Below are 24,117 nucleotides of genomic sequence, written 5' to 3' on the forward strand. Positions count from 1 at the left end.
ATAGGGTCGGGGTATGCAGCAGACCGACCACAGCAGTGCCGCCGCGGCTCCGGCGCGCCCGGCGTCGCCTCCGAGCGGCCTGTCCCCGTCGCGTGCGGGGGATTTCCTGACCTGCCCGCTGCTGTACCGGTTGCGGGTGATCGACCGGCTGCCGGAGCCGCCGAGCCAGGCGGCGACCCGCGGCACCCTGGTGCACGCGGTGCTGGAGCGGCTGTTCGACAGCCCGGCGGCGGATCGCACGCCGGACCGGGCGCTGGGCCTGCTGCGCCCGCAGTGGGAGCGGCTGCTGGGCGAGCGCCCGGAGCTGGTCTCGCTGTTCCCGGACGATCCGGACGGCGGGGCGCTGACGCGCTGGCTGGCGGACGCCGAGAAGCTGGTCGAGCGGTGGTTCCGGTTGGAGGACCCGACGCGGCTGCACCCGGTGGAGCGGGAGCTGTACGTGGAGACGGCCCTGGAGTCGGGGCTGCTGCTGCGCGGGTACATCGACCGGGTGGACGTCGCGCCGACCGGTGAGGTCCGGCTGGTGGACTACAAGACCGGCCGGGCGCCCTCGCGGGACTTCGAGGGCAAGGCGATGTTCCAGATGAAGTTCTACGCCCTGGTGGTGTGGCGCTGGAAGGGCGTGATCCCGAAGCGGCTGCAGCTGGTCTACCTGGGCGGCGGAGGGGACGTGGTCAGCTACGACCCGGACGAGGCGGATCTGCTGGCGGTGGAGCGCAAGCTCCAGGCGCTGTGGGAGCGGATCTCGCTCGCGGTGGCCACCGGGGACTTCCCCGCCACCCGCAACCGGCTCTGCGACTGGTGCGACCACCAGGCCAGCTGCCCGGAGTTCGGCGGCACTCCGCCGCCGTACCCGTTGCCGCTGGCCCGAACGTCTGACGAAGACGATCCCACGGGGGATCCGATGAGCAAGGAGTCCTAGGTGACGATCCGAGTGCTGCTGGTCGACGACCAGCCGCTGCTGCGCACCGGTTTCCGGATGATCCTGGAGGCCGAGTCCGACCTGGTGGTGGTCGGCGAGGCCGGCGACGGTCAGCAGGCGCTGGACCAGGTCCGGGCGCTGCAGCCCGATGTGGTGCTGATGGACATCCGGATGCCCAGGATGGACGGCGTGGAGGCGACCCGCCGGATCGCCGGTCCGGGGCGGGACGGTCCGGCCAAGGTGCTGGTGCTGACCACCTTCGACCTGGACGAGTACGTGGTGGAGGCGCTGCGCGCGGGCGCCAGCGGCTTCCTGCTGAAGGACGTGCCGGCCGAGGAGCTGGTGCAGGCGATCCGGGTGGTGGCGGACGGCGCGGCGATGCTGGCGCCGAGCATCACCCGGCGGCTGCTGGACATGTACGCCACCAAGCTGCCCTCGGGCGAGGAGGCGCCGCCGCAGGCGCTGAACTCGCTGACGGAGCGCGAGTTGGAGGTGTTGAAGCTGGTGGCGCGCGGGCTGTCGAACGCGGAGATCGCGGCGGAGCTGTTCGTCAGCGAGACGACGGTGAAGACGCACGTCGGCCATGTGCTGACCAAGCTCCAGCTGCGCGACCGGGTGCAGGCGGCGGTGTACGCGTACGAGAGCGGGCTGGTGCGTCCCGGCGCGCTCTGAGCCCGTGCGGCGCCGGCCCGGCCCGGTCCGGATGTGACGGTGGCCCGTCCGTTCCCCTTGCACCCTGGGGGGATCGGACGGGCCACCGTGCTGAGGGTGGCCCGGCGCACCGAACCGCTCGGTGCACCGGGCTGTTCGCCTACTTGCCGACCCGGCTGATCTCCCAGAAGCGGAAGACGCCGGTGGTGTCGACGGTCGACTCCACGCCGGTGATGTTGGAGCGGGAGACGAAGAAGGCCTTGTTCTGGAAGAGCGGGATCAGCGGCGCGTTCTCGGCGACGATGGTCTGGATCTGGTTGAAGGTCGCGGCGGCGGCGCCGCGGTCGGCCTGCTTGAGGCTTTCCGGCACGAGCTTCTGGCTGATCCGGGGGTCGTCCCAGCCGTGGTGGTACGAGCCGCCCTCGACGATCAGCGGCGCCACGTAGTTGTCGGCGTCGGGGTAGTCGGCGAACCAGCCGATGATGTACGCCTGGTACTTGCCGTCGATCCAGCCCTTCTTGAAGGTGTCCCAGTCGGCCTCCTGCTGGACCGCCACCTGGAACAGGCCGCCGGCCTCCAGCTGCTTCTTCAGGGCGTCGGACTCGGCGCCCTCGGCGCGCGAGCGGGACCAGGTGAGGTTCAGCTTGACCGGCAGCGGGACCTTGGCGGCGGTCAGGATCGCCTTGGCCTTGTTGACGTCCTGGTCGCCGTACTTGTCGAAGAAGGCGGTGTTGTGGCCGATGACGCCGGCCGGGACCATCGAGTACAGCGGCTGGACGGTGCGCGCGAAGACGTCGCGGGCGAGCGCCTTGCGGTCGATCAGCTGGGCCGCGGCCTGCCGGACGGCGACGTTGCCGCCGGTCGCGTCCTTGGTGTTGAAGACCAGGGAGCGGGTGTCGTTGCTGTCGCCCTCGACGACCTGCAGGTCGGTCTTGCCGCCCTGCTGCTCGGAGCGGATCTGGGCGGCGGTGTTGGGCTCCAGGCTGTTGTCGGTGAGGTCGACGTCGCCCTTGTCGAGCGCGGCCTTCAGCTCGACGGCCTTGTCGAAGTAGCGGAGCGTGAACTTCTTGTTCCGCAGCTTGGCGTCGCCGGTGTACTTGTCGTTGGGCGTCAGGACGACCTTGCCCGGGATCTTGGCACCGCTGCCGGCCGTGATGGTGTCGACCGAGTCGATCTTGTACGGGCCGGAGCCGACCAGCTGGTCGTTGGCCAGCAGCTTGTCGGCGGGGAAGACCTGGTGGTCGACGATGGCACCGGCCGGGCCGGCCAGCTTGGCGGGGAGCACCGCGTCGGGCTGCGAGAGGTGGAAGACCACCTCGGTGTCGCCCTTGGCCTCGACGGTCTTGATCGAGTCGAGCAGGCCGGAGGGGCCGTTCTCGTCCTTGATCTTCTTGCTGCGCTCGATGGAGTACACCACGTCGGCGGCGGTCAGCGGGTGGCCGTTGGAGAACTTCAGGCCGGCGCGCAGCGTGCAGTGGTAGGTCATGGCGTCGCCGCCGGTGAACTCGCAGGACTGCGCGGCGTCCGGGCTCGGCGAGCTGGAGGCCGCGGGGAAGGTCAGCAGCGACTGGAAGGTGTTGCGCAGCAGCAGCCAGGAGCCGGCGTCGTAGGCGCCGGCCGGGTCCAGCACGCTGGTGAGCGAGGTGGTGCCCATGGTGATCGCCTTGTCGCCGTCCCCCTTGACTGCGTCCGTGACCGAGCCGCAGCCGGCCACGGAGACGGCGACCAGGCCGGCACAGCCGAGCACTGCCAGTCGTTCAGCTGAGTTCTTCACGCGTCGCGTCCTTCTGGGTGCGGTCCGGCCGGGGGCCGGTCGGCCCGCGGTGGGGTCCGCCTCCGGGGTTTGCGGAGGGCGCGCGCGGGCCGGGCCGTGCGACCGCGGACAGGACGGGGGTTGACCGTCAGCGGCGGCGACAGGGCTCGGGGGTGGGGAACGAACTGGAGTAGCGTGCCATATCGAACACGCGGTACCGCTACGCGTACAGGTGACAGTTGGGACACGAGGGGACGGATCCGCGACGGCGATCCGACCAGTTGTCAGGCAATGCCCGTTTTCTCCCGGGACGACCCCGGAATGCGACTGGCTCCGACCGCTTACCGGCGAGTAGGACACCACCGCAATGAGACGATAATCACACGCGCGAGGCGACCAGAGAGCGCAGCAGTTCAAGATCGACCTGCTCCAGCGAGGACAGCACCAGCCGCCCCGGGGCCGGCTCGATCGCCGCCACCGAGGGCACCGCGATCACCGGGCAGCCGGCCGCCTCGGCCGAGCGCACCCCGGTCGGCGCGTCCTCCACCACCACGCAGCGGGCCGGCTCGGCGCCGAGCCGGCGCACCGCCTCCAGGTACGGGTCCGGGTGCGGCTTGGTCCGCGGCACCTCGTCCCCCGCGACCGAGAACGCGAAGTGCCGGGAGCCCAGCGAGTCCAGCACGATGTCGATCACGTGCCGGTGCGAGGCCGACACCAGGGCGGCCGGGATCCCGTGCGCGGCAAGGGTGTTGAGCAGCCGCTCGGCGCCCGGCATGAGCGGCACGCCGCCCGCCAGCAGGTCCACGAAGCGCTGGTTGATCAGCACCGTCAGATCGGCCGGCGCGAGGTCCACCCCGGTGGCGCCGATCAGGTAGTCGATCACCCGGCTCATCGGGCCGCCGACCAGGTGGACCCGGTCGTTCTCGTCCAGCGCGTAGCCCAGCTCGGCGAAGAGCGAGGCCTCGGCCTGCCACCAGAAGTCCTCGGTGTCCACCAGCGTCCCGTCCATGTCCAGCAGCACCGCCTGGAGGCCCCGACCGTCGCCCTGGTCGAGGGTGCGCGTGGCGGTGGAGATGGTGGTCATGGAGGGCGTCCTTCCGTCCGTGCCCCGGGCCGCAGGGCCCTGGGGATGGCACAGGCCGGCCCGCTGGTGAGCGGACCGGCCCGTTCAGGATGATCCAGGATACGCCCCGACCGCCCGAAAAGGGCGAACGGTACGCGACGCGGGGGCTACCGCGCGTTGAAGTACTTGGCCTCCGGGTGGTGGATCACGATCGCGTCGGTGGACTGCTCGGGGTGCAGCTGGAACTCCTCGGAGAGCACCACGCCGATCCGCTCCGGCCGCAGCAGTTCGGCGATCTTCGCGCGGTCCTCCAGCTCCGGGCAGGCCCCGTAGCCGAGCGAGAACCGGGCACCCCGGTACTTCAGCGCGAACATGTCCTTGACGTCCTGCGGGTCCTCGCCGGAGAAGCCCAGCTCGAAGCGGACCCGGGCGTGCCAGAACTCGGCCAGCGCCTCGGCCAGCTGCACCGAGAGGCCGTGCAGCTCCAGGTAGTCGCGGTAGGAGTTGTTGGCGAACAGCTCGTTGGCCGCCTCGGAGATCCGGTTGCCCATGGTGACCACCTGCAGGCCCACCACGTCCTTGACGCCCGTCTCCTCCGGGCGGAAGAAGTCCGCCAGGCAGAGCCGGCGCCCGCGCCGCTGGCGCGGGAAGGTGAACCGGGTGCGCTCGGAGCCGTCCTCGTTGTAGACGACCAGGTCGTCGCCCTTGGAGTTCGCCGGGTAGTAGCCGTAGACCACGGCCGCCTCCAGCCAGCCCTCGGTCTGCAGCCGGTCCAGCCACATCCGCAGCCGCGGCCGGCCCTCCGTCTCCACCAGCTCCTCGTACGAGGGCCCGTCACCGGTGCGCGCCGCCTTGAGGCCCCACTGGCCCTTGAAGAGCGCGTCCTCGTCCAGCCAGGAGGCGTAGTCCGCGAACGGCACGCCCTTGACGATCCGGTCGCCCCAGAACGGCGGGGCCGGCACCGTGTTGTCCACCGAGACGTCGGAGCGGATCTGGCCGAGGTTGACCTCCTCCGGCTCCTCGACCTCCACCCGGGCGTGCCGGCGCTGCTTGAGCTCCGGCAGACTGGCGCCGGGCACCCCGCGCTTGACCGCGATCAGGGCGTCCATCAGCCGCAGGCCCTCGAAGGCGTCCCGGGCGTAGCGGACCTCGCCCTCGTAGATCTCGTGCAGGTCCTGCTCGACGTACGCCCGGGTGAGGGCCGCGCCGCCGAGGATCACCGGGTAGTCGGCCGCCAGCTTGCGCTGGTTCAGCTCCTCCAGGTTCTCCTTCATGATCACGGTGGACTTCACCAGCAGGCCGGACATCCCGATCACGTCCGCGCGGTGCTCCTGCGCGGCGTCCAGGATCGCCGAGACCGGCTGCTTGATGCCCAGGTTGACCACGGTGTAGCCGTTGTTGGACAGGATGATGTCGACCAGGTTCTTGCCGATGTCGTGGACGTCGCCCTTGACGGTGGCCAGCACGATGGTGCCCTTGCCCTCGTCGTCGGACTTCTCCATGTGCGGCTCCAGGTGGGCCACCGCGGTCTTCATCACCTCGGCGGACTGCAGCACGAACGGCAGCTGCATCTGGCCGGAGCCGAACAGCTCGCCGACCACCTTCATGCCGGCCAGCAGCGTGCTGTTGACGATCTCCAGCGCGGGGCGCCCGGTCAGCGCCTCGTCCAGGTCGGCCTCCAGGCCGTTGCGCTCGCCGTCGATGATCCGGCGCTGCAGGCGCTCCTCCAGCGGCAGCGCCGCCAGCTCCTCCGCCTTGGAGGCCCGCATCGAGGTCGAGGAGACGCCCTCGAACAGCTGGAGCAGCTTCTGCAGCGGGTCGTAGCCCTCGGCCCGGCGGTCGTAGACCAGGTCGAGCGCGACGTCGCGCTGGTCCTCGGGGATCCGGGCCATCGGCAGGATCTTGGAGGCGTGCACGATCGCCGAGTCCAGGCCGGCCTCCACGCACTCGTTCAGGAAGACCGAGTTGATGACCATACGGGCGGCCGGGCTGAGGCCGAAGGAGATGTTGGACAGGCCCAGGGTGGTCTGCACGTCCGGGTGGCGGCGCTTGAGCTCGCGGATCGCCTCGATGGTCTCGATGCCGTCGCGACGGGACTCCTCCTGCCCGGTGCCCAGGGTGAAGGCCAGGCAGTCGACCAGGATCGAGCCCTCGTCGATGCCGTACTCGGTGGTGAGCTGCGCGATCAGCCGCTCGGCGATCTCCACCTTCTTGTCGGCGGTGCGGGCCTGGCCGTCCTCGTCGATGGTCAGGGCGATCAGGCCGGCGCCGTGCTCGCGGGCCAGCGAGGCGATCCGCCCGAAGCGGGTGTCCGGGCCGTCGCCGTCCTCGTAGTTCACCGAGTTCAGCAGCGCGCGGCCGCCGAGCGACTCCAGGCCCGCGCGCAGCACGTCCGGCTCGGTGGAGTCCAGCACGATCGGCAGGGTGGAGGCGGTGGCCAGGCGGCCGGCGATCTCCTTCATGTCGGCGACGCCGTCGCGGCCGACGTAGTCGACGCAGAGGTCCAGCAGGTGGGAGCCGTCCCGGATCTGGTCGCGGGCGATCTCCACGCAGGCCTGCCAGTCCCCCGCCAGCATCGAGTCGCGGAACTTCTTCGAGCCGTTGGCGTTGGTGCGCTCGCCGATCGCCAGGTACGAGGTGTCCTGACGGAACGGCACCGCCTGGTAGAGCGAGGCCGCCGACGGGTCCGGCTGCGGGGTGCGGACCACGACCGGACGGCCCTGGACGCGCTCGACCACCTGGCGCAGGTGCTCGGGAGTGGTGCCGCAGCAGCCGCCGACCAGCGAGAGGCCGTACTCGCGGGTGAAGGTGTCGTGCGCCTCGGCCAGCTCCTCCGGGGACAGCGGGTAGTGCGCGCCGTCCTTGCCCAGCACCGGCAGACCGGCGTTCGGCATGCAGGACAGGCCGATCTTCGCGTTCTTGGCCAGGTAGCGCAGGTGCTCGCTCATCTCGGCCGGGCCGGTGGCGCAGTTCAGGCCGATGTAGTCGATGCCCAGCGGCTCCAGGGCGGTCAGCGCGGCGCCGATCTCCGAGCCCAGCAGCATGGTGCCGGTGGTCTCCACCGTCACCTGCACCAGCACCGGCAGGTCGAGGCCGGCCTCGGCGAGCGCGCGCTTCGAGCCGAGGATGGCCGCCTTGGTCTGCAGCAGGTCCTGGCTGGTCTCCACCAGCAGCGCGTCCGCGCCGCCCGCGATCAGACCGGCCGCGTTCAGCTGGAAGCCGTCGCGCAGCACCTCGTACGGCGCGTGGCCGAGGGTGGGCAGCTTGGTGCCGGGGCCGATCGAGCCGAGCACCCAGCGGGTCCGGCCGTCGGCGGCGTGCGCGTCGGCGACCTCGCGGGCGATCCGGGCGCCGGCCTCGGACAGCTCGAAGATCCGCTCGGCGATGTCGTACTCGCCGAGGGCGGAGAAGTTGGCGCCGAACGTGTTGGTCTCCACGCAGTCCACGCCCACACCGAAGTAGGCCTCGTGGACGGAACGGACGATGTCGGGCCGGGTCACGTTCAGGACCTCGTTGCAGCCCTCCAGGTTCTGGAAGTCCTCCAGGCTCGGATCCTGGGCTTGGAGCATGGTGCCCATCGCCCCGTCTGCCACGACCACGCGGGTGGCGAGTGCCTCGCGCAACGCGTTCGCGCGGATCTGCTGGATGGTGGACGGGTCGGCTGCAGTGGCCATGGGGCTTCTCCCTGGGTGCGACGGCTGTCGGCTTTGCGACCCCGCTGACTCGGGGACGCACGTGGCCAGGGTATCCGGCCGACGGCGTGAGCCGTTGGAGCATTTCGTATCCTGAGCGCTCGGCCGCAAAGGGGGAGCAACACGATGGCCAGGTTCCGGACACACGCCCGTCGGATTCCACGGGCTCTGGGGGCGCCGTTCAGGGCGCTTCGGCTGCGGTGGCGGGGGTGGTCGCGGTGGCGCCGGGCGCTGGTCGTGGCCGCGGTGCTGTCGGCCGTCCTGGTCGTACCGCCGGGCACGGCGGCCCTGGCGCTGCGCCTGCAGTACGCGGGCGATCCCTCTCCCGAGGCCCGGACCAGGGGCCGGGACGCGGTGTGGCTCGGCCACGCCTGGGTGGACGGCCGAAAGGGTGACGCCGACATCACCGCCCTCGCCGCGCGGCTCGCCGGCACCGGCATCCACGACCTGTACGTGCACACCGGCCCGCTGGAACACGACGGCTCGCTGCCGGAGGCCGTCCACCCGCGGGCCCGCTGGTTCACCGACGCCGTGCACCGGGCGCTGCCCGGCATCCGGGTGCAGAGCTGGCTCGGCGACGAGGTGAAGCCGGAGAAGGACGCCCTGGACCTGGAGGACGCGGCCACCCGGGACCGGGTCACCGCCTCCGCGCGGTCCGTCCTGGACCTCGGCTTCGACGGCGTGCACTTCGACATGGAGCCGATCCGCCCGGGCTCGGCCGGCTGGCTGGCCCTCCTCGACCAGGTGCGCCGGGTGACGTCCGCGCGGGGCGCGCCGCTCTCGGTGGCCGCGCCGCAGATCGACCCGCTGCCCGGGCTGCACTCGGCGGGCATCCTGCTCACCGACCACGGCAAGTGGTGGGACCAGGCCTACTTCGCCGAGACCGCCCGCCGCGTCGACCAGATCGCGGTGATGACGTACGACTCCAGCATGCCGACGGCCTCGCTGTACGGCGGGTACAACGCCCTGCAGACCGAGCTGGCGCTGGAGGCCACCCCGAAGGACGTGGACCTGCTGATGGGCCTGCCGTTCTACTGGGAGGACAAGTGGGGGCACTGGGGCGCGGCCGAGACGGTGGACGCCGCCATCCGGGGCATCCGGCTCGGCCTGGGCCGCCAGGACCTCCAGCGGCGGAACTTCGGCGTCGGGCTGTACGTGGACTTCGCCGCGACCGAGGAGAACTGGGCCGACTACCGCAGCGGCTGGGTGCGCTGAGCCCGGCCCGCCGGGGCCCTAGGCCAGCCGGTGGGCCAGGGCGCCCAGGTAGCGGTGGACGGAGCTGTCCTCGCCCAGCACGTAGTGCGAGACCGCGCGGTACACCGGGCGGTAGACCTCGCCGCGCTCGGTGACCGTCAGGGTGCAGCCCTGGCCGGCCGGGGTGAGGGTGTACGTCCAGGTGCCGCCGTAGGGCAGGTCCTGGTCCGCGATGCCGGTCACCAGCCGGTGCGGCGCCTCGCTCTCCACCACCTCGTACGTGGTGTGCCCGTGCCGGTCGTACTCGCGCCAGCGGATCCGCCCGCCGGCCGAGGGCAGCCGCTCCACCTGGGACAGGCCCGGTCGCCACGCCGGGTACAGGTCGATGTCGGTCAGCACCTCCCAGACCGCGCCCGGCGGCTGCGCCAGCTCGAGCCCGCCCTCGGTGACGTGCTCCACCGGCAGCCGGCGGCCCGCCGCCACCGCGGCCAGCGCCGCCCCGGCGCCGAACGCCACCACCGCACCCGCGCCGATCCACAGCCATCTGCTCATCCGCCGGCTCCTCACACCCGCCGTCCGGCCCCGTCTCCTATCATCGCGCCGCCCCGCCACGCGGGCACGATGGCAACTCTGCGTGCCCACTCAGATACGATCCGTGCCCGATGGGCCGAGGCGGACCGCGCCCGGCCGCCGGAACCCCCCGGAGTACCGCCGTGCAGCGCCACCGCCTCCTGGCCGCCCTGGCCGCCACCCCCCTGCTCGCCCTCACCGTCGCCGGCCCCGCCCGCGCGGTGGACACCTCCGCCCTGGACGCCCCGCCGCGGTACGCCGCCCTCGGCGACTCCTACGCCGCCGGGACCGGGGCCGGCGCCTACGAGCAGGACGGCGGCGACTGCCACCGCAGCGCCAACGCCTACCCCGCGCTCTGGGCGGCCGACCACGGCGCCACCGCCTTCCTCGCCGCCGCGTGCAGCGGCGCCACCACCGCCGACGTGCGGCGCGACCAGCTGCCCCGGGTGGCGGCGGACACCGGGCTGGTGACCCTCACCGCCGGCGGCAACGACCTCGGCTTCGCCCAGGCCGCCGGCGACTGCCTCCAGCCGCTGACCACCGAGAGCCGCTGCGACCGCACCCTGGACGAGGCCGAGCGGCGGCTGCGCGAGGAGCTCCCGGACCGGCTGGCGGAGCTCTACGACGGCGTCCGGACCGCCGCCCCGGCCGCGCGGGTCGTCGTCACCGGCTACCCGCACCTGCTGCGGACCGGCACCACCTGCCTGATCGGCACCGACCCGCGCCGGCAGCGGTTCAACGCGCTCACCGACGAGCTGGACGAGCTCATCCGCCGTCAGGCCGGGACCTTCGGCTTCGGGTTCGCCGACGTCCGGACGGCGTTCGAGGGCCACGAGGTGTGCGCGCCGGCGGGCCGGGAGTGGATCACCGGCATCGTGCTCCCCCGGCTCTGGGAGTCCTTCCACCCCACCGCCGACGGCCAGTCCCTCGGCTACCTCCCGGCCGTCACCGCGGCCGCCGGCCCGCGCTGATTTGAGTCCGGCCGGGCCCGGGTACCGCCCGGTGGCCCTGCCCCGGCGGGCGCCGGGGGCGGGCCGCGGATAACCGGTGGATCCCGGCGCCCCGCTCCCCCAGACTGTCCCGGTGCCCGGCCGAGGCGCGCATCAAAGCCCGTAGGCTGGGCAGGTAGGGACCATGGAGCGAGGCGTTCCATGGGTGACGAGAGGTTCGACAGTCGGCAGCCGCACCGCCGAAGCCCCGGCAGCCCGCCCGGGGCCTGGCACGGACGACCGCCGACCGGAGGGAGACGCTGGGTGATCGAGCTGGAAGATGTTCCCGAGTTGATCGACCCGGTGATGGTCTGCGCCTTCGAGGGCTGGAACGACGCCGGCGACGCCGCGTCCGCGGCCGTCGCGCATCTGGACGACACCTGGAGCGGCAAGGTGTTCGCCGCCCTGGACGCGGAGGACTACTACGACTTCCAGGTCAACCGGCCGACGGTCTGGCTGGTGGGCGGCATCCGCCGGATCACCTGGCCGACCACCCGGCTCTCGGTGATCCGGGTCACCGAGCCCAAGCCCCGGGACGTCGTGCTGGTGCGCGGCATCGAGCCCAGCATGCGCTGGCGCTCGTTCTGCAACGAGCTGCTCGGCTTCGCGCACGAGCTGGGCATCGAGCTGGTGGTGATCCTGGGCGCACTGCTCGGCGACACCCCGCACAGCCGCCCGGTGCCGGTCAGCGGGGTCACCTCCGACCCCGACCTGGCCCAGCGGCTGGATCTGGAGGAGAGCCGCTACGAGGGCCCGACCGGGATCGTCGGCGTGCTCCAGGAGGCCTGCACGCACGCCGGGGTGCCGGCCGTGACGCTGTGGGCGGCGGTGCCGCACTACGTCGCGCAGCCGCCGAACCCCAAGGCCACCCTCGCGCTGATCAACAAGCTGGAGGACCTGCTGGACCTGCGCATCCCGCCGGGCGAGCTGGGCGAGGACGCCCGGGCCTGGCAGCTGGGCGTGGACCAGCTCGCCGCCGAGGACAGCGAGGTGGCCGAGTACGTGCAGCAGCTGGAGGAGGCGCAGGACACCGCCGAGCTGCCGGAGGCCTCGGGCGACGCGATCGCCCGGGAGTTCGAGCGCTACCTGCGCCGCCGGGAGAACGTCGGCCCGACCGGCGAGAAGCCGGTCGCCGGGCACGCCACGGCGGAGCGGCCCAGCGAGCCCGAGGCGCCCGGCGCCCGGGAGGCCCAGGAGGGCGACGGGGAGGACTGATCCGCGCCGCCGGACGGCAGCACGCACCGAAGGGGTGCCAGGAGAGGTCTCCTGGCACCCCTTCGGTGCGTGCTGCCCTCGACGGGCTGGGCCGGACAGGGCCTAGAGCGCGACGCCGAGCAGCGCGTCCACGGTGCGCGAGACCAGGCCCGGCGCGCCGATGTCCGTGCCGCCCTCGGACTCCTGCCGGGCGGCCCAGCGGTCGACCGCGGCCAGCGCGGCGGGCGCGTCCAGGTCGTGGGCGAGCGCCTCCCGGACCTCGGCGAGCAGCCCCTCGGCCGGCGGGCCGTCCGGGCGGGACACCGCGGCACGCCAGCGGGCGAGGCGCTCCAGGGCCTCGTCCAGGGTGCCCTTGGTCCACTCCCAGTCCTCGCGGTAGTGGTGCGAGAGCAGCGCGAGGCGGATCGCGGCCGGGTCGACGCCCTCGCGGCGGAGCGCGGAGACGAACACCAGGTTGCCGCGCGACTTGGACATCTTGTGCCCGTCCAGGCCGACCATGCCGGCGTGCACGTAGGCCTTGGCGTACGGGCGGTGGCCGGTGGCGACCTGGGCGTGGGCGGCGCCCATCTCGTGGTGCGGGAAGGAGAGGTCGCTTCCGCCGCCCTGGATGTCGAAGGACATCCCGAGGAACTTCAGGGCGATCGCCACGCACTCGATGTGCCAGCCGGGGCGGCCGTGGCCGAGCTCGGTGTCCCAGGCGGGCTCGCCGGGGCGGGCCGCGAGCCAGAGCAGGGCGTCCAGCGGGTGGCGCTTGCCCGGGCGGTCCGGGTCGCCGCCGCGCTCGGCGAAGACCGGCCGCATGGCCTCGGTCGTGAGGCCGGAGACCTCGCCGAACTGCGGGTCCGACTCGACGGAGAAGTAGATGTCGCCGTCGACGCGGTACGCGGCGCCGCTCGCCAGCAGCTTCTGGACCAGCGGGACGATCCACGGGATCGACTCGACGGCGCCGATGTAGTGGGCCGGCGGGAGCAGCCGCAGGGCGGTCATGTCCTCGCGGAACAGCGCCGTCTCGCGCTCGGCGAGCGCCGTCCAGTCCTGGCCGGTGGCGACGGCGCGCTCCAGCAGCGGGTCGTCCACGTCGGTGACGTTCTGGACGTAGAGGACGTCGTGGCCGGCGTCCTTCCACACCCGCTGCACCAGGTCGAACGCGTTGTAGGTGGCGGCGTGGCCCATGTGGGTCGCGTCGTAGGGGGTGATGCCGCAGACGTAGATCCGGGCGGTGCCGTCCTGCGGCACGACCTCCCGGATACAACCCGCTGCGGTGTCGTGGATACGAAGGGGGAGCCCCTGACCAGGCAGGGCGGGAACCTCGGAGGCGGGCCAGGCATGCATGGGACTGACCTTAACCTTGCGAACATTTGAAAGCCTAACCAGTGCACAAGATCGACTGGATTCGTTGTCCGAGCGGTTCCGTACTGATAAGGACCAGCCATTGACGGCTTTCGGACGTCTTTCGGGGAATAAGTCGACGGTGCGTCGGATGCCGGGATGAGCGCCCGACCGGCCCTGCCGCCGGCCGGGCGCCCGGCCCTCGGGAGTCGCGCGGAGCCGCTAGACGCGCTGCCAGAGGGCCGGCACGTTCGGCGGCTCCCAGCCGGTGATGGCGGTGTGCGCCTGGAGGCACCGGTAGGAGGCGCCGGCGTAGGTGACCCGGTCGCCCGCGTTGTAGAGCGTGCCCGCGGTCCAGCTGCCGCCGGGCGGGGTGGTCGGCGGGGTGGTGGGTGTGGTGGGGCTCGGGCTGGTGGGCGGCGTGGTGGGGGTCTGCGGGACGTTCAGGACGAAGTCGTAGGTGCCCTCCTTCGCCGAGCCGACCTGGCGGACGTTCATCAGCAGCCGCGCGTCGTAGATGGTGTCGGTGCTGTTGCGCGGCTCCCCGGGGAAGTACAGCTGGGTGGTGAGGACCGGGCGGCCCGGGGCCTGGACCTTCACGTGGATGTGCCGGGTGCGGCCCGGGTAGAGGCCGGGGACGATCGTGGAGAGGGTGAAGGCACCCTGCGCGTTGGTGAACTGGTGGCCGCGGAAGGTGAAGCCGACGTTGTCGTAGGCGCCGTTGACGTCGGCCTGCCAGAAGTCCAGCAGGACGTTGGCGATCGGCAGGCAGGCCCGGCCGAAGACGTAGCCGCTGACGGTGAGCCGGGTGCCGGGGGTGTTCGCCGTCACCAGGGAGGTGCGCAGCGGGGAGTTCGGCTTGAAGTAGGGGCCCTCGGTCTGCTCGATGGTCGGATCGTCGTCGTCGTGGCAGGCGGGGGTCAGGCCGGGCGCCTCGCCGGTGCCGACCCGGTCGCGGGCGAGGGCCACGCCGCCGCCGATCAGCAGCGGGGCGGTGCCGAGGACGGCGGCGGCCTTCAGGACGGTCTTGCGGGTGATCCGGCGGTCGATCAGGCCCTCCGGCCCGGTCGCGGGCTCTTCGGGTGCGGGCATGCGCCGACTCCTTCGCTGAGAAAGACGGGGGGATGCGGCGGTCGGCCCTTGTCATGGTGGGGGCATGACAAGGACCGGGCCGGCGGCCGCCCTCCGCAGCGGGCGGCCACCGGCGGCCAGTAGGAAACCTACGGGCCGTCCGGAGCCGCCGCGATGGACCCGATCCGGGGATCGTGGTGATTTCCTCCGACCCGGGCGCGGAACTCCCCCGGCGTCATGCCGGTCTCCCGCCGGAAGAACCGGCAGAAGTACGCCGGGTCGTCGAAGCCGGCCTCCCGGGCGATCTGGCGGACCGTCAGTTCGGTGCAGGCGAGCAGCCGTTTGGCCTCCAGGGTCTGCTGCTGGCGGATCAGCCGGCCGGGGGTTCGGCCGGTGGACTGCTTGACCAGGGTGTGCAGATAGCCGGGCGAGACCCCCAACTCCTGGGCGCAGGAGCCCACCGAGCGCCGCACCCCGCCCGGTTCGGCGACCAACCTGGTGAAGGCGGCGGCCAGTTCGGCCGGACGGCCGGACGCGGCGGCGCCCTCCTCGGGGGCCCGGGCGCGCAGCGCGCGGACGATCAGAACGTGCAGGAGGGCCTGGAGCACGCCCGGGTAGCCGGGCGGGCGGGACCGGAACTCGTGCTCCATGTCCGCCAGCAGCGCTATGATCGGGGCGGCCTGCTCGCCGAGCCGCAGTCCGGGCCGGGCGGCCAGGGTGCGCAGCGCGGCGAGGTCCCGGGGGTTGGAGAGCAGGAAGTCCTCGTTGAACAGGACGACATGCCCGGCCAGGTCGTCCGCGTCGTCCCAGTAGTGCACCTGGCCGGGGGTGATGACGCACAACTGGGGCGGCTGCAGCGGGCGGTGGACCAGGTCCACGACGTGGGCGCCGCGGCCGCCGGTGACCAGGACGATCTCGTAGAAGGAGTGCCGGTGGGGGAAGCCGGCCCGGGAGAGCGGGCCGATGGTGTCGAAGGTGCCGGTCGCGAACGGCAGCAGGTGCGGCAGCGGGACCTGTAAGCGGTGCAGCGGCAGGTCCAGTGCGCGGGCGGCGTTCACGGCGCGGTCCGGGAAGGGATGGCCGGGGCGGGGGTGGTCCGGGCCCGGTCCGGGGTCGTCCGTCGCTCGTTCATCGGAGCAGTGTGCGACCCGTTCACCGCACCGGTCCAGACCAATACACGTCCCAACGCGGGAGCGGCCCCCGGACCGGGCCCGGATCGCGGCCCCGACCGTGCCCTGCGGAGGCCGGCCAGGCCCTAGATGGGCGGCCAGGGGATGGCGGGCCACTCCTCGGACGGCAGCGGGTGGCGGCCGGTGCGACGCAGCTCGGCGATCCGGGCGCGGGCGGCCGCGAGTTCGGCCGCGGTGAGGTGCGGGGCGAGCCGCTCGCCGAGCGCGCCGTCCAGCTGTCCGGCCAGGTCGGCCAGCACCTCCAACGCCTCGGCGGGCAGCGGCTCCCCGGCCCAGCCCCAGAGCAGGGTCCGCAGCTTGCCCTCGGTGTTGAAGGTGACCCCGTGGTCGATGCCGTAGATCCGGCCGTCGGCGGCGGCGATCAGGTGGCCGCCCTTGCGGTCGGCGTTGTTGAGGACGGCGTCCAGGACGGCGAGGCGGCGCAGTCGCCGGTCGTCGGGGTGGACCAGCAGCGCGGTGCGCCCGTCGCCGACGTCGGCGCGGACGATCGGCAGCCAGCCGGCCTCCGGACCGGCCGGGTCCTGGAGGGCGAGCAGCGGGTCGGCCCCGGGGTCGGGCTCGACCCAGAGCTGCACCATGCCGGGCCCGTGCGGGCCGTCGCGCAGCACGGTGGGCGGGATCAGCGCCCAGCCGGTGGCGGCGGCGAGTTCGTAGGCGGCGACCTCGCGGCCGGCCAGCGTGCCGTCGGGGAAGTCCCAGAGCGGGCGTTCGCCGGCCACCGGCTTGTAGACGGCCTGCGCGGACCGTCCGTCCGCGCTGACGCTGCAGTACAGCGCGGCGTTGGAGGCGTCGGCGAGCCGCCCGTGGACGGTGAGTTCGCCCTCGCGCAGCAGGCTCAGCGCGGTCGGCACGTCGGCGGCCAGGGCGGCGCCGGCCACCGGGTCGGCCTGGGGCGGGGTGTCGGTGTTCAGCGCCGGTACCCGTTCGCGCGCGGGCACAGGTGGCCCTCCGGGTCGAGCGGCAGGTTGCAGAAGGGGCAGGGCTTGCGGCCGGCCGCGACCAGGTCCAGCGCCCGCTTGGCGAACACCCGGGCCATCGCGCCGGAGAGCCGGACCCGGAGCATGTCGGGGCCGTTCTCGTCGTCCTCGAAGACGGCCTCGGCCGCCTCCTCGCCCTCTCCTTCCTCCTCCTCGACCACCGCCTGGGCCTCGACCACCAGGCAGGCGTCGACGCTGTCCCAGGCCAGCGCCATGGTGCCGACCCGGAACTCCTGTTCCAGCGGCAGGTCGAGCGGGGCGGTGTCGAGCAGGTCGACCGGGGCGGCGGCGGGGATCGCGGCGTCGCCGCCGCTGCGCCGCAGGGCCTCGTCGAGGACCTCCTCTATCCGCTCGGCCAGCGCGGCGACCTGGGTCTTCTCCAGCAGCACGCTGGTGATCCGGCCCCGGGCGCTGGCCTGCAGGTAGAACGCCCGGGCGCCGGGCTGGCCGACGGTACCGGCCACGAACCGTTCGGGCTGGTCGTAGAAGAAGACCTGACGGGGCACGCTCTCGCTCCGGATCGTTTCGATCGTTCCGACGTCTTCCGACGTCGTGGCTGGACTGGACGTGACGGGCTGGGCCCCTGCGCGGGCTCGTTAGTCACCCTACGACTTCCGGGCCGGGCCCGGGGCGCCGCGCCCGTTACGGGCGGGTGACCTGCCCCGGGCGGGTCGGTGCACGGCCCGGAGGACGGGCGATCGGCCGGTCGGGGCGGTCGGCGCGGGGGCGGTCGGCGCGGGGCCGGTTGACGCGGGCCGGTTGACGCGGGGGAGGCCGGGCCGGGGCGAGCGGCTCAGGCCGTGCCGGTGGCGCCGCCGACCACCGCGTCGCCCGCCGGGGCGCCCCCGCCGCCGGGCCTGGGGGCCAGCGAGGCGAGGTCGCCGGTGTCGCCCATTCTCAGCACGAAGGGCCGCTGGGGGGTGTAGCGGATCGCGGTGACCGAGCAGGGATCGACGTTGATCCGCTGGAAGTGGTCCAGGTGCAGGCCGAGCGCGTCGGCCACCACCGCCTTGATCACGTCGCCGTGCGAGCAGGCGATCCAGACCGCGTCCTCGCCGTGCTCGGCGGCGATCTTCCCGTTCCACTCGCGCACCGCGCTCACCGTGCGGTGGCTCAGCTCGCGCAGCGACTCCCCGCCGGGGAAGACGGCCGCCGCCGCGTGGTCCTGGACGGTGCGCCAGAGCGGCTCCCCGGCCAGCTCGGCGAGCGGGCGGCCGGTCCACTCTCCGTAGTGGCACTCGCCCAGGCGGTCGTCCTGGGCGGGGTCGCCCAGCTCGGGCCGGGCGGCGAGCAGCGGTTCCAGGGTCTGCCGACAGCGCTCCAGCGGGCTGCTGACGGCCTGCGCCAACGGGATCCCGGCGAGCCGGCCGGCCAGCGCCTCGGCCTGGGCTCGCCCGGTGTCGTCGAGGTCCACCCCGGGTGTCCAACCGGCCAGGATTCCGGCGGTGTTCGCGGTGGAGCGGCCGTGGCGGACGAGCAGCAGGGTGGGCATGGGGCCTAGCGTACGACAACGCCCGCGGGCGGGTGCGTCCGGCGGTCAGGGCCGGTGATGCGGCCGGTCGCGGGCCCCCGGGGGTCCGCCGGGGAGGCGCTGCGGGCCCGTCGGGGGTGGCGGCCTGCGGGTGTGCGCTTCCGGTGGAGATGGCGCCGTTGCCCGCCGCGAGCAGCCACAATGGCCCGCATGATCGTGCATTGCGCCCTCTACCGTGCCGGCCGCCGCATCGAGGGGCCCGAGGACTACTCGGACGCCCTGGCCGCCGCGCGGGCGGCCGGCGACGGCAGCTTCGTCTGGATAGGCCTCTTCGAGCCCACGGCCGAGGAACTGGACCTGGTCAGCACGGAGTTCTCGCTGCACCCGCTGGCCGTCGAGGACGCCGTCGGCGCCCACCAGCGGCCCAAGGTGGAGGCGTACCAGGACTCGCTGTTCGTCGCGCTCAAGACCGTGGGCTACCACCCCGGCGGGCACGCGGTGACCACCGGCGAGGTGATGATCTTCCTCGGCGACTGCTACGTCATGACGGTCCGCCACGGCGCCGACAGCCCGCTCGGCGAGCTGCGGGCCGAGCTGGAGCAGCAGCCGGACGTCCTGCGGTACGGGCCGAGCGCGGTGCTGCACTCGGTCTGCGACACCGTGGTGGACGGCTACCTCGACGTGGCCACCGCCCTCCAGGCGGACCTGGACGAGCTGGAGGCCGACGTCTTCGCCCCCGGACGGGTCGGCCGGGACACCGCGGGCCGGATCTACGGCTACAAGCGCCAACTGGTCGCGGTCCGCCGGGCCACCGGCCCGCTGGTCGAGCCGATGCTGCGCCTGGAGCGCGGCGGCGTGCCGTTCGTCCGCCCCGAGGCGCTGCCCTACCTGCGGGACGTCGCCGACCACCTGGCCCGGGCCAACGACCAGGTGGAGGGCATGGACCGGCTGCTGTCCGACATCCTCAGCGCCAACCTGGCGCAGGTCAGCGTGCAGCAGAACAACGACATGCGGAAGATCTCGGCGTGGGCGGCGCTGGCCGCCGTCCCGACGATGATCGCGGGCGTGTACGGCATGAACTTCGAGCACATGCCCGAGCTCCACCAGCCCTGGGGCTACCCGGCCGCGGTGGGGCTGATGGTGCTGGTCTGCGCCGTGCTCCACCGGGTGTTCAAGCGGCACGGCTGGCTGTAGCCGCCGCATCGGGGGGCCGAGGGTCCTTCCGCAGGCCCCCCGATAGGCCCCCCGATGTGCTCGGGCTCAGGCCAGCCCGGCGCGCTCCAGGGCCTCGACGCCGGTGCGCAGCGCCTGCACCCGCTCCTCCAGGCTGAATCCGGCCGGGGCCAGGGTCAGCGTGGTGACGCCCGCATCGGCGTAGGCCTGCATCCGGTCGGCGATCCGGGCGGTGTCGCCGATCAGCGAGGTGGCGTCGATCAGCTCGTGCGGGACGGCGGCCGCGGCGCCCGCGTAGTCCTTGGCGAGGTACTTCTCCTGGATCTCGTCCGCCGCCTGCTCGTAGCCCATCCGCCGGGTGAGCTGGTTGTAGAAGTTCTTGTCCTTGCTGCCCATGCCGCCGATGTAGAGCGCGGCGTAGGAGCGCTGGGCGTCGGCGCCGGCCTTGATGTCCTCGCCGACCGCGATGGTGACGGTCGGGCAGAGGTCGAAGCCCTCCAGGCTCTGCCCGGACTTGGCGCGGCCCGCCCGCAGCGGGTCGGTCGAGAGCGCGGCGTGCTCGGGGGCGAAGAAGATGCCGAGCCAGCCGTCGGCGATCTCGCCGGTCTGCTCCAGGTTCTTCGGGCCGATCGCCGCGATGTACAGCGGGATGTGCTCGCGCACCGGGTGCACGGTGAGCTTGATCGGCTTGCCGGGCCCGCCGGGCAGCGGCAGCGTCCAGTTGGCGCCCTCGTGGACGAGGCGCTCGCGGGACATCGCCTTGCGGATGATCTCCACGTACTCGCGGGTGCGGGCGAGCGGCTTGTCGAACTTCACGCCGTACCAGCCCTCGGAGACCTGCGGGCCGGAGACGCCGAGGCCGAGCCGGAACCGCCCGCCGGAGAGGGTGTCCAGGGTGGCGGCCGTCATCGCGGTCATCGCCGGGGTGCGGGCCGGGATCTGGAAGATCGCCGAACCGACGTCGATCCGCTCGGTCCTGGCGGCGACGAAGGACAGCACGGTGGCCGCGTCCGAGCCGTACGCCTCGGCCGCCCAGCAGACCGAGTAGCCCAGCCGGTCGGCCTCCTGGGCCACCGCGATGTTGTCGGCGTCCATGCCGAGTCCCCAGTAGCCGAGGTTGATGCCGAGTCGCATGTGCCCTGCCTTCCAGTCCGGTTGATCGTGAGGGTAGCCGCGCGCCCGGCGGTCATGCTACTGGCCGGTAGTGGTGTGCCGGGTCACATTCCGGCGAGCCGGGCGCGCGACGGCCGCCCTGCGGGTCTGCGCAGCTGTCCGGACCCCGGCCGCTACGCTCAGCCGACGTGGGGGAGCCTCTTTCCACCTGCGCGTTTGCCGGGTTCACCGGCGTTGCCGACCTCCGGGCCCCACCGGTGTCACGGACGGTACCGGCGCTGTCGACGTAATCGGCCACTGGAGGGCCCGCCCGATGGAAAAGCGTCACCTCGGCCGTACCGGGCTGCAGGTCTCCCGACTCGGTCTCGGCACCATGACCTGGGGCCGCGACACCGACGAGCACGAGGCGGCCGAGCTCCTCAAGGAGTTCGTCGACGCCGGCGGCAACCTGGTCGACACCGCCGACGTCTACGCGGACGGCGGCGCCGAGTACCTGATCTCCCGGCTCACCGACAACCTGATCCCCCGCTCCGAACTCGTCATCGCCACCAAGGCGGGCAGCGTTCCGGACTCCGTCCGGCGCTTCGACGGCTCGCGCGGCCACCTGCTCGCCGCCCTGGACGCCTCGCTGCGCCGACTCGGCACCGACTACGTCGACCTGTGGCAGGTGCACGCGTTCGACCCGACGACGCCCGTCGAGGAGACCCTGAGCGCCCTGGACATCGCCGTCGCCTCCGGGCGCGCCCGCTACGTCGGTGTCTGCGACTACAGCGGCTGGCAGCTCGCCAAGGCCGCCACCTGGCAGCGCGCCCACCACGGGCGGGTGCCGCTGGCCGGCGTGCAGCTGGAGTACTCGCTGCTCCAGCGCGGCATCGAGCGCGAGGCCCTGCCCGCCGCGCAGGACGCCGGGGTCGGGCTGCTCGCCGCCTCGCCGCTCGGGCGGGGCGTGCTCACCGGCAAGTACCGGCACGGCGTCCCGCAGGACTCGCGCGGCGCCTCGCCCTACCTCTCCGGCTTCGTCCAGCCCTACCTCGGGGAGCGCTCGCGGCGGATCGTGGACGCCGTCGCCACCGCCGCCGACGGGCTGGCCAGCAGCCCGCTCGCGGTGGCGCTCGCCTGGGTGCGGGACCGGCCCGGTGTCGCCTCCGCACTGGTCGGGGCTCGGACGCCGGCGCAGCTGCAGGCGGCGCTGTCAGTGGAGGCGCTTACGCTTCCGGGTGAGATCCGCGGTGCGCTCGACGACATCTCGTCGCCGGTGCACCGCTACCCGGACCAGGGGTGGAGCGAGCTTTAGGGCCGGCGAGGCCCCGGGGTTCGGGCCTCCCGGTGACGAACGACGTTTGACCGCACCCGCCGCGTGCTCGCGCCCGCGGTACCGGTGCCCGGCTGTGGAGTGACCTTTTGGAGCGGACGATGGGCAACACGGAGAACGACGCTCCGGGCGGCACGGCGGACGGGGCGGCGGCGGACGGCGTGGTCGACGGCGTGGTCGACGGCGGCGTGACCGACGAGGGTGCGCCCGAGGACGGTGCGCCGGAGGACGGTACGCCTCAGGTCGGCGAGGCCGGTGGCGCCGGTGGGGCCGACAAGGCCGCGGCCATCGCGGCGCTGGCGGAGGCCGTCCGCGCGGTCGGGAAACAGCCCGGCGAGGCCGCGGGTACGTCCGCCGCGCCCGCCTCCTCCGGCGAGAACGCCCCCGCCGGCGCCCGGCCGGTCCGCGCCGAGACGGACGAGCAGCGGGCGCAGGCCCTGCGCGACACCGCCGAGGTGCTGGCCGCCGGCGGTGCGCCGACCGACCTCGCGACCGCCGCCGTGGCCGAGTTCGGCGACGGCGCCGCCGAACAGCTGCGCGCCGACCCCTGGGCGGTCCTCTCGCTGCCCGGCGTCCACCCCGAGCACGCGGACGGCTTCGCCCGCGGGCTGCTCGGCCCCGCCGCCGGCCCGGGCGACCCGCGCCGGGCCCAGGCGCTGGTGCCGTGGGTGCTGGAGCAGGCCGCGCTGCGCGGGCACTCCGCCGTGGAGATCGGCGAGGTCGCGGCCGGGCTCGACCGCCTCGGCCTGCCGGACTCCGCGGCCGCCCTGCAGGCGGCGATGGTCGACGGCCGGGCGATGCCCTTCCAGGAGGAACTGACCGGCGCGGAGGCGAAGGCCGGGTCCGACGACGAGGACGACGAGCCCCCGACCCGGACGCTGCTCGCACTGGAGCGGCTGGCGCTGGCGGAGGAGAGCCTGGCGGACGGCCTGGTCCGGCTGATGTCCACCTTCCAGACGGGCGAGGACCCGGAGGACGTCGAGGACTCCGGGTCCGACAGCGCCGACCCCGCCGACGGCGGCGCCGAGGACGGTGCCGAGGACGGCCTGGAGGCCGGGGAGCCCGGCGAGGCCGAGGCCGCCCCCGTCGCCCCCGGCCCGGCCGCGTGGGAGGCCGCCGCCGCGGCAGCGCCGTCCTCCTCCGCGGCCGCCCTGATCCGGGCGGTCGCCGACAGCGCGCTGGTCACCCACACCGGCGGTGAGGCCGCCCGGGCCGAGCCCGCCGCACTGCTGCGGGCCGCGGCCGGCCTCGGGCTGCGCACCTGGGCCGCCACCTGGACCGACCAGGGCCGGGACGCCTTCGCCGCGCTGGCCGCCGAGGCCGCCGACGCCGACGCGCCGGCCGTCCAGGTCGCCACGCTCACCGGTCTGCTGACCGGCTCCGTCGGCCCCGGCCGCTCCCCCGACGGGACGCTGGCGCTCGACCTGCTGGTCGTCCTGGACGCCCCGCTGCTCGACGTCGAACTGGCCGCGACCCTCCTGGAGTCGCTCGCCGACGGCACCCGCCTGGTCCTCAGCGGCGACCCGGGCCAGCTCTGGTCGGCCGGCCCCGGGCGGTTCTTCGCCGACCTGCTGGCCGCCAAGGTCTGCCCGCCGGTGGCCTCCCGCACCCCGGACTTCGGTCCGATCGGCGAGCTGGTCTCCGGCGTCGGCATCGGCGAGCTCCAGCCGGTCGAGGCGCCGGACAAGGAGGTGGTCATCCTGACCGCCAAGGACGCCGGCGAGGCCGTCCACCGCGCCATCCAGCTGCTCACCGACTCCATCCCGCGCGCGCTCGGCATCCCCGCCGAGCAGGTGGTCCTGCTCACCCCCGGCCACGGCGGCGGCGCCGGCACCCGGGCGCTCAACTCCGCCGCGAAGGCCCGGCTCAACCCCGGCCCCGGCCGCTTCGGCGGCTTCGACCCGGGTGACCGGGTGGTCGACTCCCCCGCGCCCGGCGTCACCCGCCCCGCCCGGGTGGTCGACGGCGATGCCACCGGCCTGCACCTGGAGTACGCCGACGGCTCCCGCCGTACCGTCCCGCCCGCCGAGGCCGCCCGCCTGCGGCACGGCTGGGCGCTGACCGTCCACCAGGCGGTCGGCCGCCGCTGGCCCGGCACGGTCGTCGTCCTGCCGGAGGACGCGGGCGCCGCGCTCACCCGGCAGTGGGTCTACACCGCGTTCGGCCGCGGCGAGCGCCACCTCTCGGTGGTCCACGCGGCCGGCCCGGCCCTGCTCCAGGCCGTCACCGAGCGGCCGGCCCAGCCGCGCACCACGCGCCTGCGCGCCATCCTCGCGGAGAACGCCGTCCAGGCGTACTGACCCCGCACCGGCACCACGCCGACGGGCGGTCCCCCGACTCCGGGGGGCCGCCCGCCCTGCGCTCTGCGCCCTGCGCCAGAAGTCGGACCCGCCGACTTCCCACTCCGGCGCTCCTGTGCACTGGGCACCCCC

19 protein-coding genes are annotated in these 24,117 nt (G+C 73.7%); 8 read left to right on the top strand and 11 right to left on the bottom strand.

The genetic code is table 11. The features are described from left to right. Nucleotides 1-13: 13 nt before the first annotated feature. Both ACIGZJ_RS16835 and ACIGZJ_RS16840 read left to right on the top strand, forming a co-directional pair. Nucleotides 14-922, top strand: a complete 909-nt coding sequence (locus tag ACIGZJ_RS16835; protein ID WP_392933612.1) for a RecB family exonuclease — start codon at nucleotides 14-16, stop codon at nucleotides 920-922. Then, nucleotides 923-1,594, top strand: coding sequence for a response regulator (locus tag ACIGZJ_RS16840; RefSeq protein ID WP_392933609.1), 672 nt, complete (start codon nucleotides 923-925; stop codon nucleotides 1,592-1,594). 139 nt (nucleotides 1,595-1,733) lie between these two features. Here ACIGZJ_RS16840 and ACIGZJ_RS16845 read toward each other — a convergent pair whose 3' ends face one another. The 3 genes from ACIGZJ_RS16845 to metH form a co-directional block, all read right to left on the bottom strand. After that, the gene (locus ACIGZJ_RS16845) at nucleotides 1,734-3,347 is read right to left on the bottom strand and encodes an ABC transporter substrate-binding protein (RefSeq protein WP_396457892.1); all 1,614 of its coding nucleotides are present in this window, start codon (nucleotides 3,345-3,347) and stop codon (nucleotides 1,734-1,736) included. A 358-nt stretch (nucleotides 3,348-3,705) separates the two neighbouring features. Next, nucleotides 3,706-4,410 (bottom strand): HAD family hydrolase, encoded by a 705-nt coding sequence (locus tag ACIGZJ_RS16850; RefSeq protein ID WP_396457893.1) that lies wholly within the window; start codon nucleotides 4,408-4,410, stop codon nucleotides 3,706-3,708. Nucleotides 4,411-4,556: 146 nt separating this feature from the next. Beyond that, nucleotides 4,557-8,063 carry a methionine synthase gene (gene metH, locus ACIGZJ_RS16855; RefSeq protein WP_396457894.1) on the bottom strand — a complete coding sequence of 1,169 codons (3,507 nt, stop codon included), beginning with the start codon at nucleotides 8,061-8,063 and terminating at the stop codon, nucleotides 4,557-4,559. Nucleotides 8,064-8,318: 255 nt separating this feature from the next. Here metH and ACIGZJ_RS16860 point away from each other — a divergent pair, with 255 nt between their 5' ends. After that, nucleotides 8,319-9,296, top strand: a complete 978-nt coding sequence (locus ACIGZJ_RS16860; RefSeq protein ID WP_396457895.1) for a hypothetical protein — start codon at nucleotides 8,319-8,321, stop codon at nucleotides 9,294-9,296. 18 nt (nucleotides 9,297-9,314) lie between these two features. On the opposite strand, the gene ACIGZJ_RS16865 is transcribed toward ACIGZJ_RS16860, so the two are convergent. Continuing rightward, a complete protein-coding gene (locus ACIGZJ_RS16865) occupies nucleotides 9,315-9,827 on the bottom strand; it encodes an SRPBCC domain-containing protein (protein WP_396457896.1) in 513 nt (170 codons plus the stop codon). 161 nt (nucleotides 9,828-9,988) lie between these two features. On the opposite strand from ACIGZJ_RS16865, the gene ACIGZJ_RS16870 reads away from it, so the two are divergent. Both ACIGZJ_RS16870 and ACIGZJ_RS16875 read left to right on the top strand, forming a co-directional pair. After that, entirely contained in the window at nucleotides 9,989-10,816 is an 828-nt protein-coding gene (locus ACIGZJ_RS16870) for an SGNH/GDSL hydrolase family protein (RefSeq protein ID WP_396457897.1), read from the top strand. A gap of 282 nt (nucleotides 10,817-11,098) precedes the next feature. Next, entirely contained in the window at nucleotides 11,099-12,049 is a 951-nt protein-coding gene (locus ACIGZJ_RS16875) for a PAC2 family protein (RefSeq protein WP_396457898.1), read from the top strand. 102 nt (nucleotides 12,050-12,151) lie between these two features. Here ACIGZJ_RS16875 and mshC read toward each other — a convergent pair whose 3' ends face one another. From mshC to ACIGZJ_RS16905, 6 genes are all read right to left on the bottom strand, one after another. Continuing rightward, on the bottom strand, nucleotides 12,152-13,381 hold the full coding sequence (gene mshC, locus ACIGZJ_RS16880; RefSeq protein ID WP_396457899.1) for a cysteine--1-D-myo-inosityl 2-amino-2-deoxy-alpha-D-glucopyranoside ligase: 1,230 nt from the start codon (nucleotides 13,379-13,381) through the stop codon (nucleotides 12,152-12,154). Nucleotides 13,382-13,600: 219 nt separating this feature from the next. Continuing rightward, entirely contained in the window at nucleotides 13,601-14,470 is an 870-nt protein-coding gene (locus tag ACIGZJ_RS16885; protein WP_396457900.1) for a carbohydrate-binding protein, read from the bottom strand. A 128-nt stretch (nucleotides 14,471-14,598) separates the two neighbouring features. After that, nucleotides 14,599-15,507, bottom strand: coding sequence for a helix-turn-helix domain-containing protein (locus tag ACIGZJ_RS16890; RefSeq protein ID WP_396457901.1), 909 nt, complete (start codon nucleotides 15,505-15,507; stop codon nucleotides 14,599-14,601). A 197-nt stretch (nucleotides 15,508-15,704) separates the two neighbouring features. Then, a complete protein-coding gene (locus ACIGZJ_RS16895) occupies nucleotides 15,705-16,577 on the bottom strand; it encodes an SCO1664 family protein (protein ID WP_396457902.1) in 873 nt (290 codons plus the stop codon). Further along, the gene (locus ACIGZJ_RS16900; protein ID WP_396457903.1) at nucleotides 16,547-17,122 is read right to left on the bottom strand and encodes a DUF3090 family protein; all 576 of its coding nucleotides are present in this window, start codon (nucleotides 17,120-17,122) and stop codon (nucleotides 16,547-16,549) included. The genes ACIGZJ_RS16895 and ACIGZJ_RS16900 overlap by 31 nt, the downstream gene beginning before the upstream one ends. 287 nt (nucleotides 17,123-17,409) lie before the next feature. Further along, entirely contained in the window at nucleotides 17,410-18,108 is a 699-nt protein-coding gene (locus tag ACIGZJ_RS16905; RefSeq protein WP_396457904.1) for a histidine phosphatase family protein, read from the bottom strand. 180 nt (nucleotides 18,109-18,288) lie between these two features. Here ACIGZJ_RS16905 and ACIGZJ_RS16910 point away from each other — a divergent pair, with 180 nt between their 5' ends. Then, nucleotides 18,289-19,281 carry a magnesium and cobalt transport protein CorA gene (locus ACIGZJ_RS16910; RefSeq protein ID WP_392933576.1) on the top strand — a complete coding sequence of 331 codons (993 nt, stop codon included), beginning with the start codon at nucleotides 18,289-18,291 and terminating at the stop codon, nucleotides 19,279-19,281. Between the two features lie 66 nt (nucleotides 19,282-19,347). Here the strand turns inward: ACIGZJ_RS16910 and ACIGZJ_RS16915 are convergent, their stop codons facing one another. Next, the gene (locus tag ACIGZJ_RS16915) at nucleotides 19,348-20,394 is read right to left on the bottom strand and encodes an LLM class F420-dependent oxidoreductase (protein ID WP_396457905.1); all 1,047 of its coding nucleotides are present in this window, start codon (nucleotides 20,392-20,394) and stop codon (nucleotides 19,348-19,350) included. 292 nt (nucleotides 20,395-20,686) lie between these two features. On the opposite strand from ACIGZJ_RS16915, the gene ACIGZJ_RS16920 reads away from it, so the two are divergent. Together ACIGZJ_RS16920 and ACIGZJ_RS16925 are read left to right on the top strand one after the other, a co-directional pair. Beyond that, nucleotides 20,687-21,667: an aldo/keto reductase gene (locus ACIGZJ_RS16920; RefSeq protein WP_396457906.1), complete on the top strand. Its 981-nt coding sequence runs from the start codon at nucleotides 20,687-20,689 to the stop codon at nucleotides 21,665-21,667. A 119-nt stretch (nucleotides 21,668-21,786) separates the two neighbouring features. Beyond that, on the top strand, nucleotides 21,787-23,985 hold the full coding sequence (locus ACIGZJ_RS16925) for a helix-hairpin-helix domain-containing protein (protein ID WP_396457907.1): 2,199 nt from the start codon (nucleotides 21,787-21,789) through the stop codon (nucleotides 23,983-23,985). Nucleotides 23,986-24,117: the final 132 nt, after the last annotated feature.

Origin of the sequence: Kitasatospora sp. NPDC052868 (assembly GCF_044547105.1) — a bacterium.
GTDB lineage: Bacteria > Actinomycetota > Actinomycetes > Streptomycetales > Streptomycetaceae > Kitasatospora.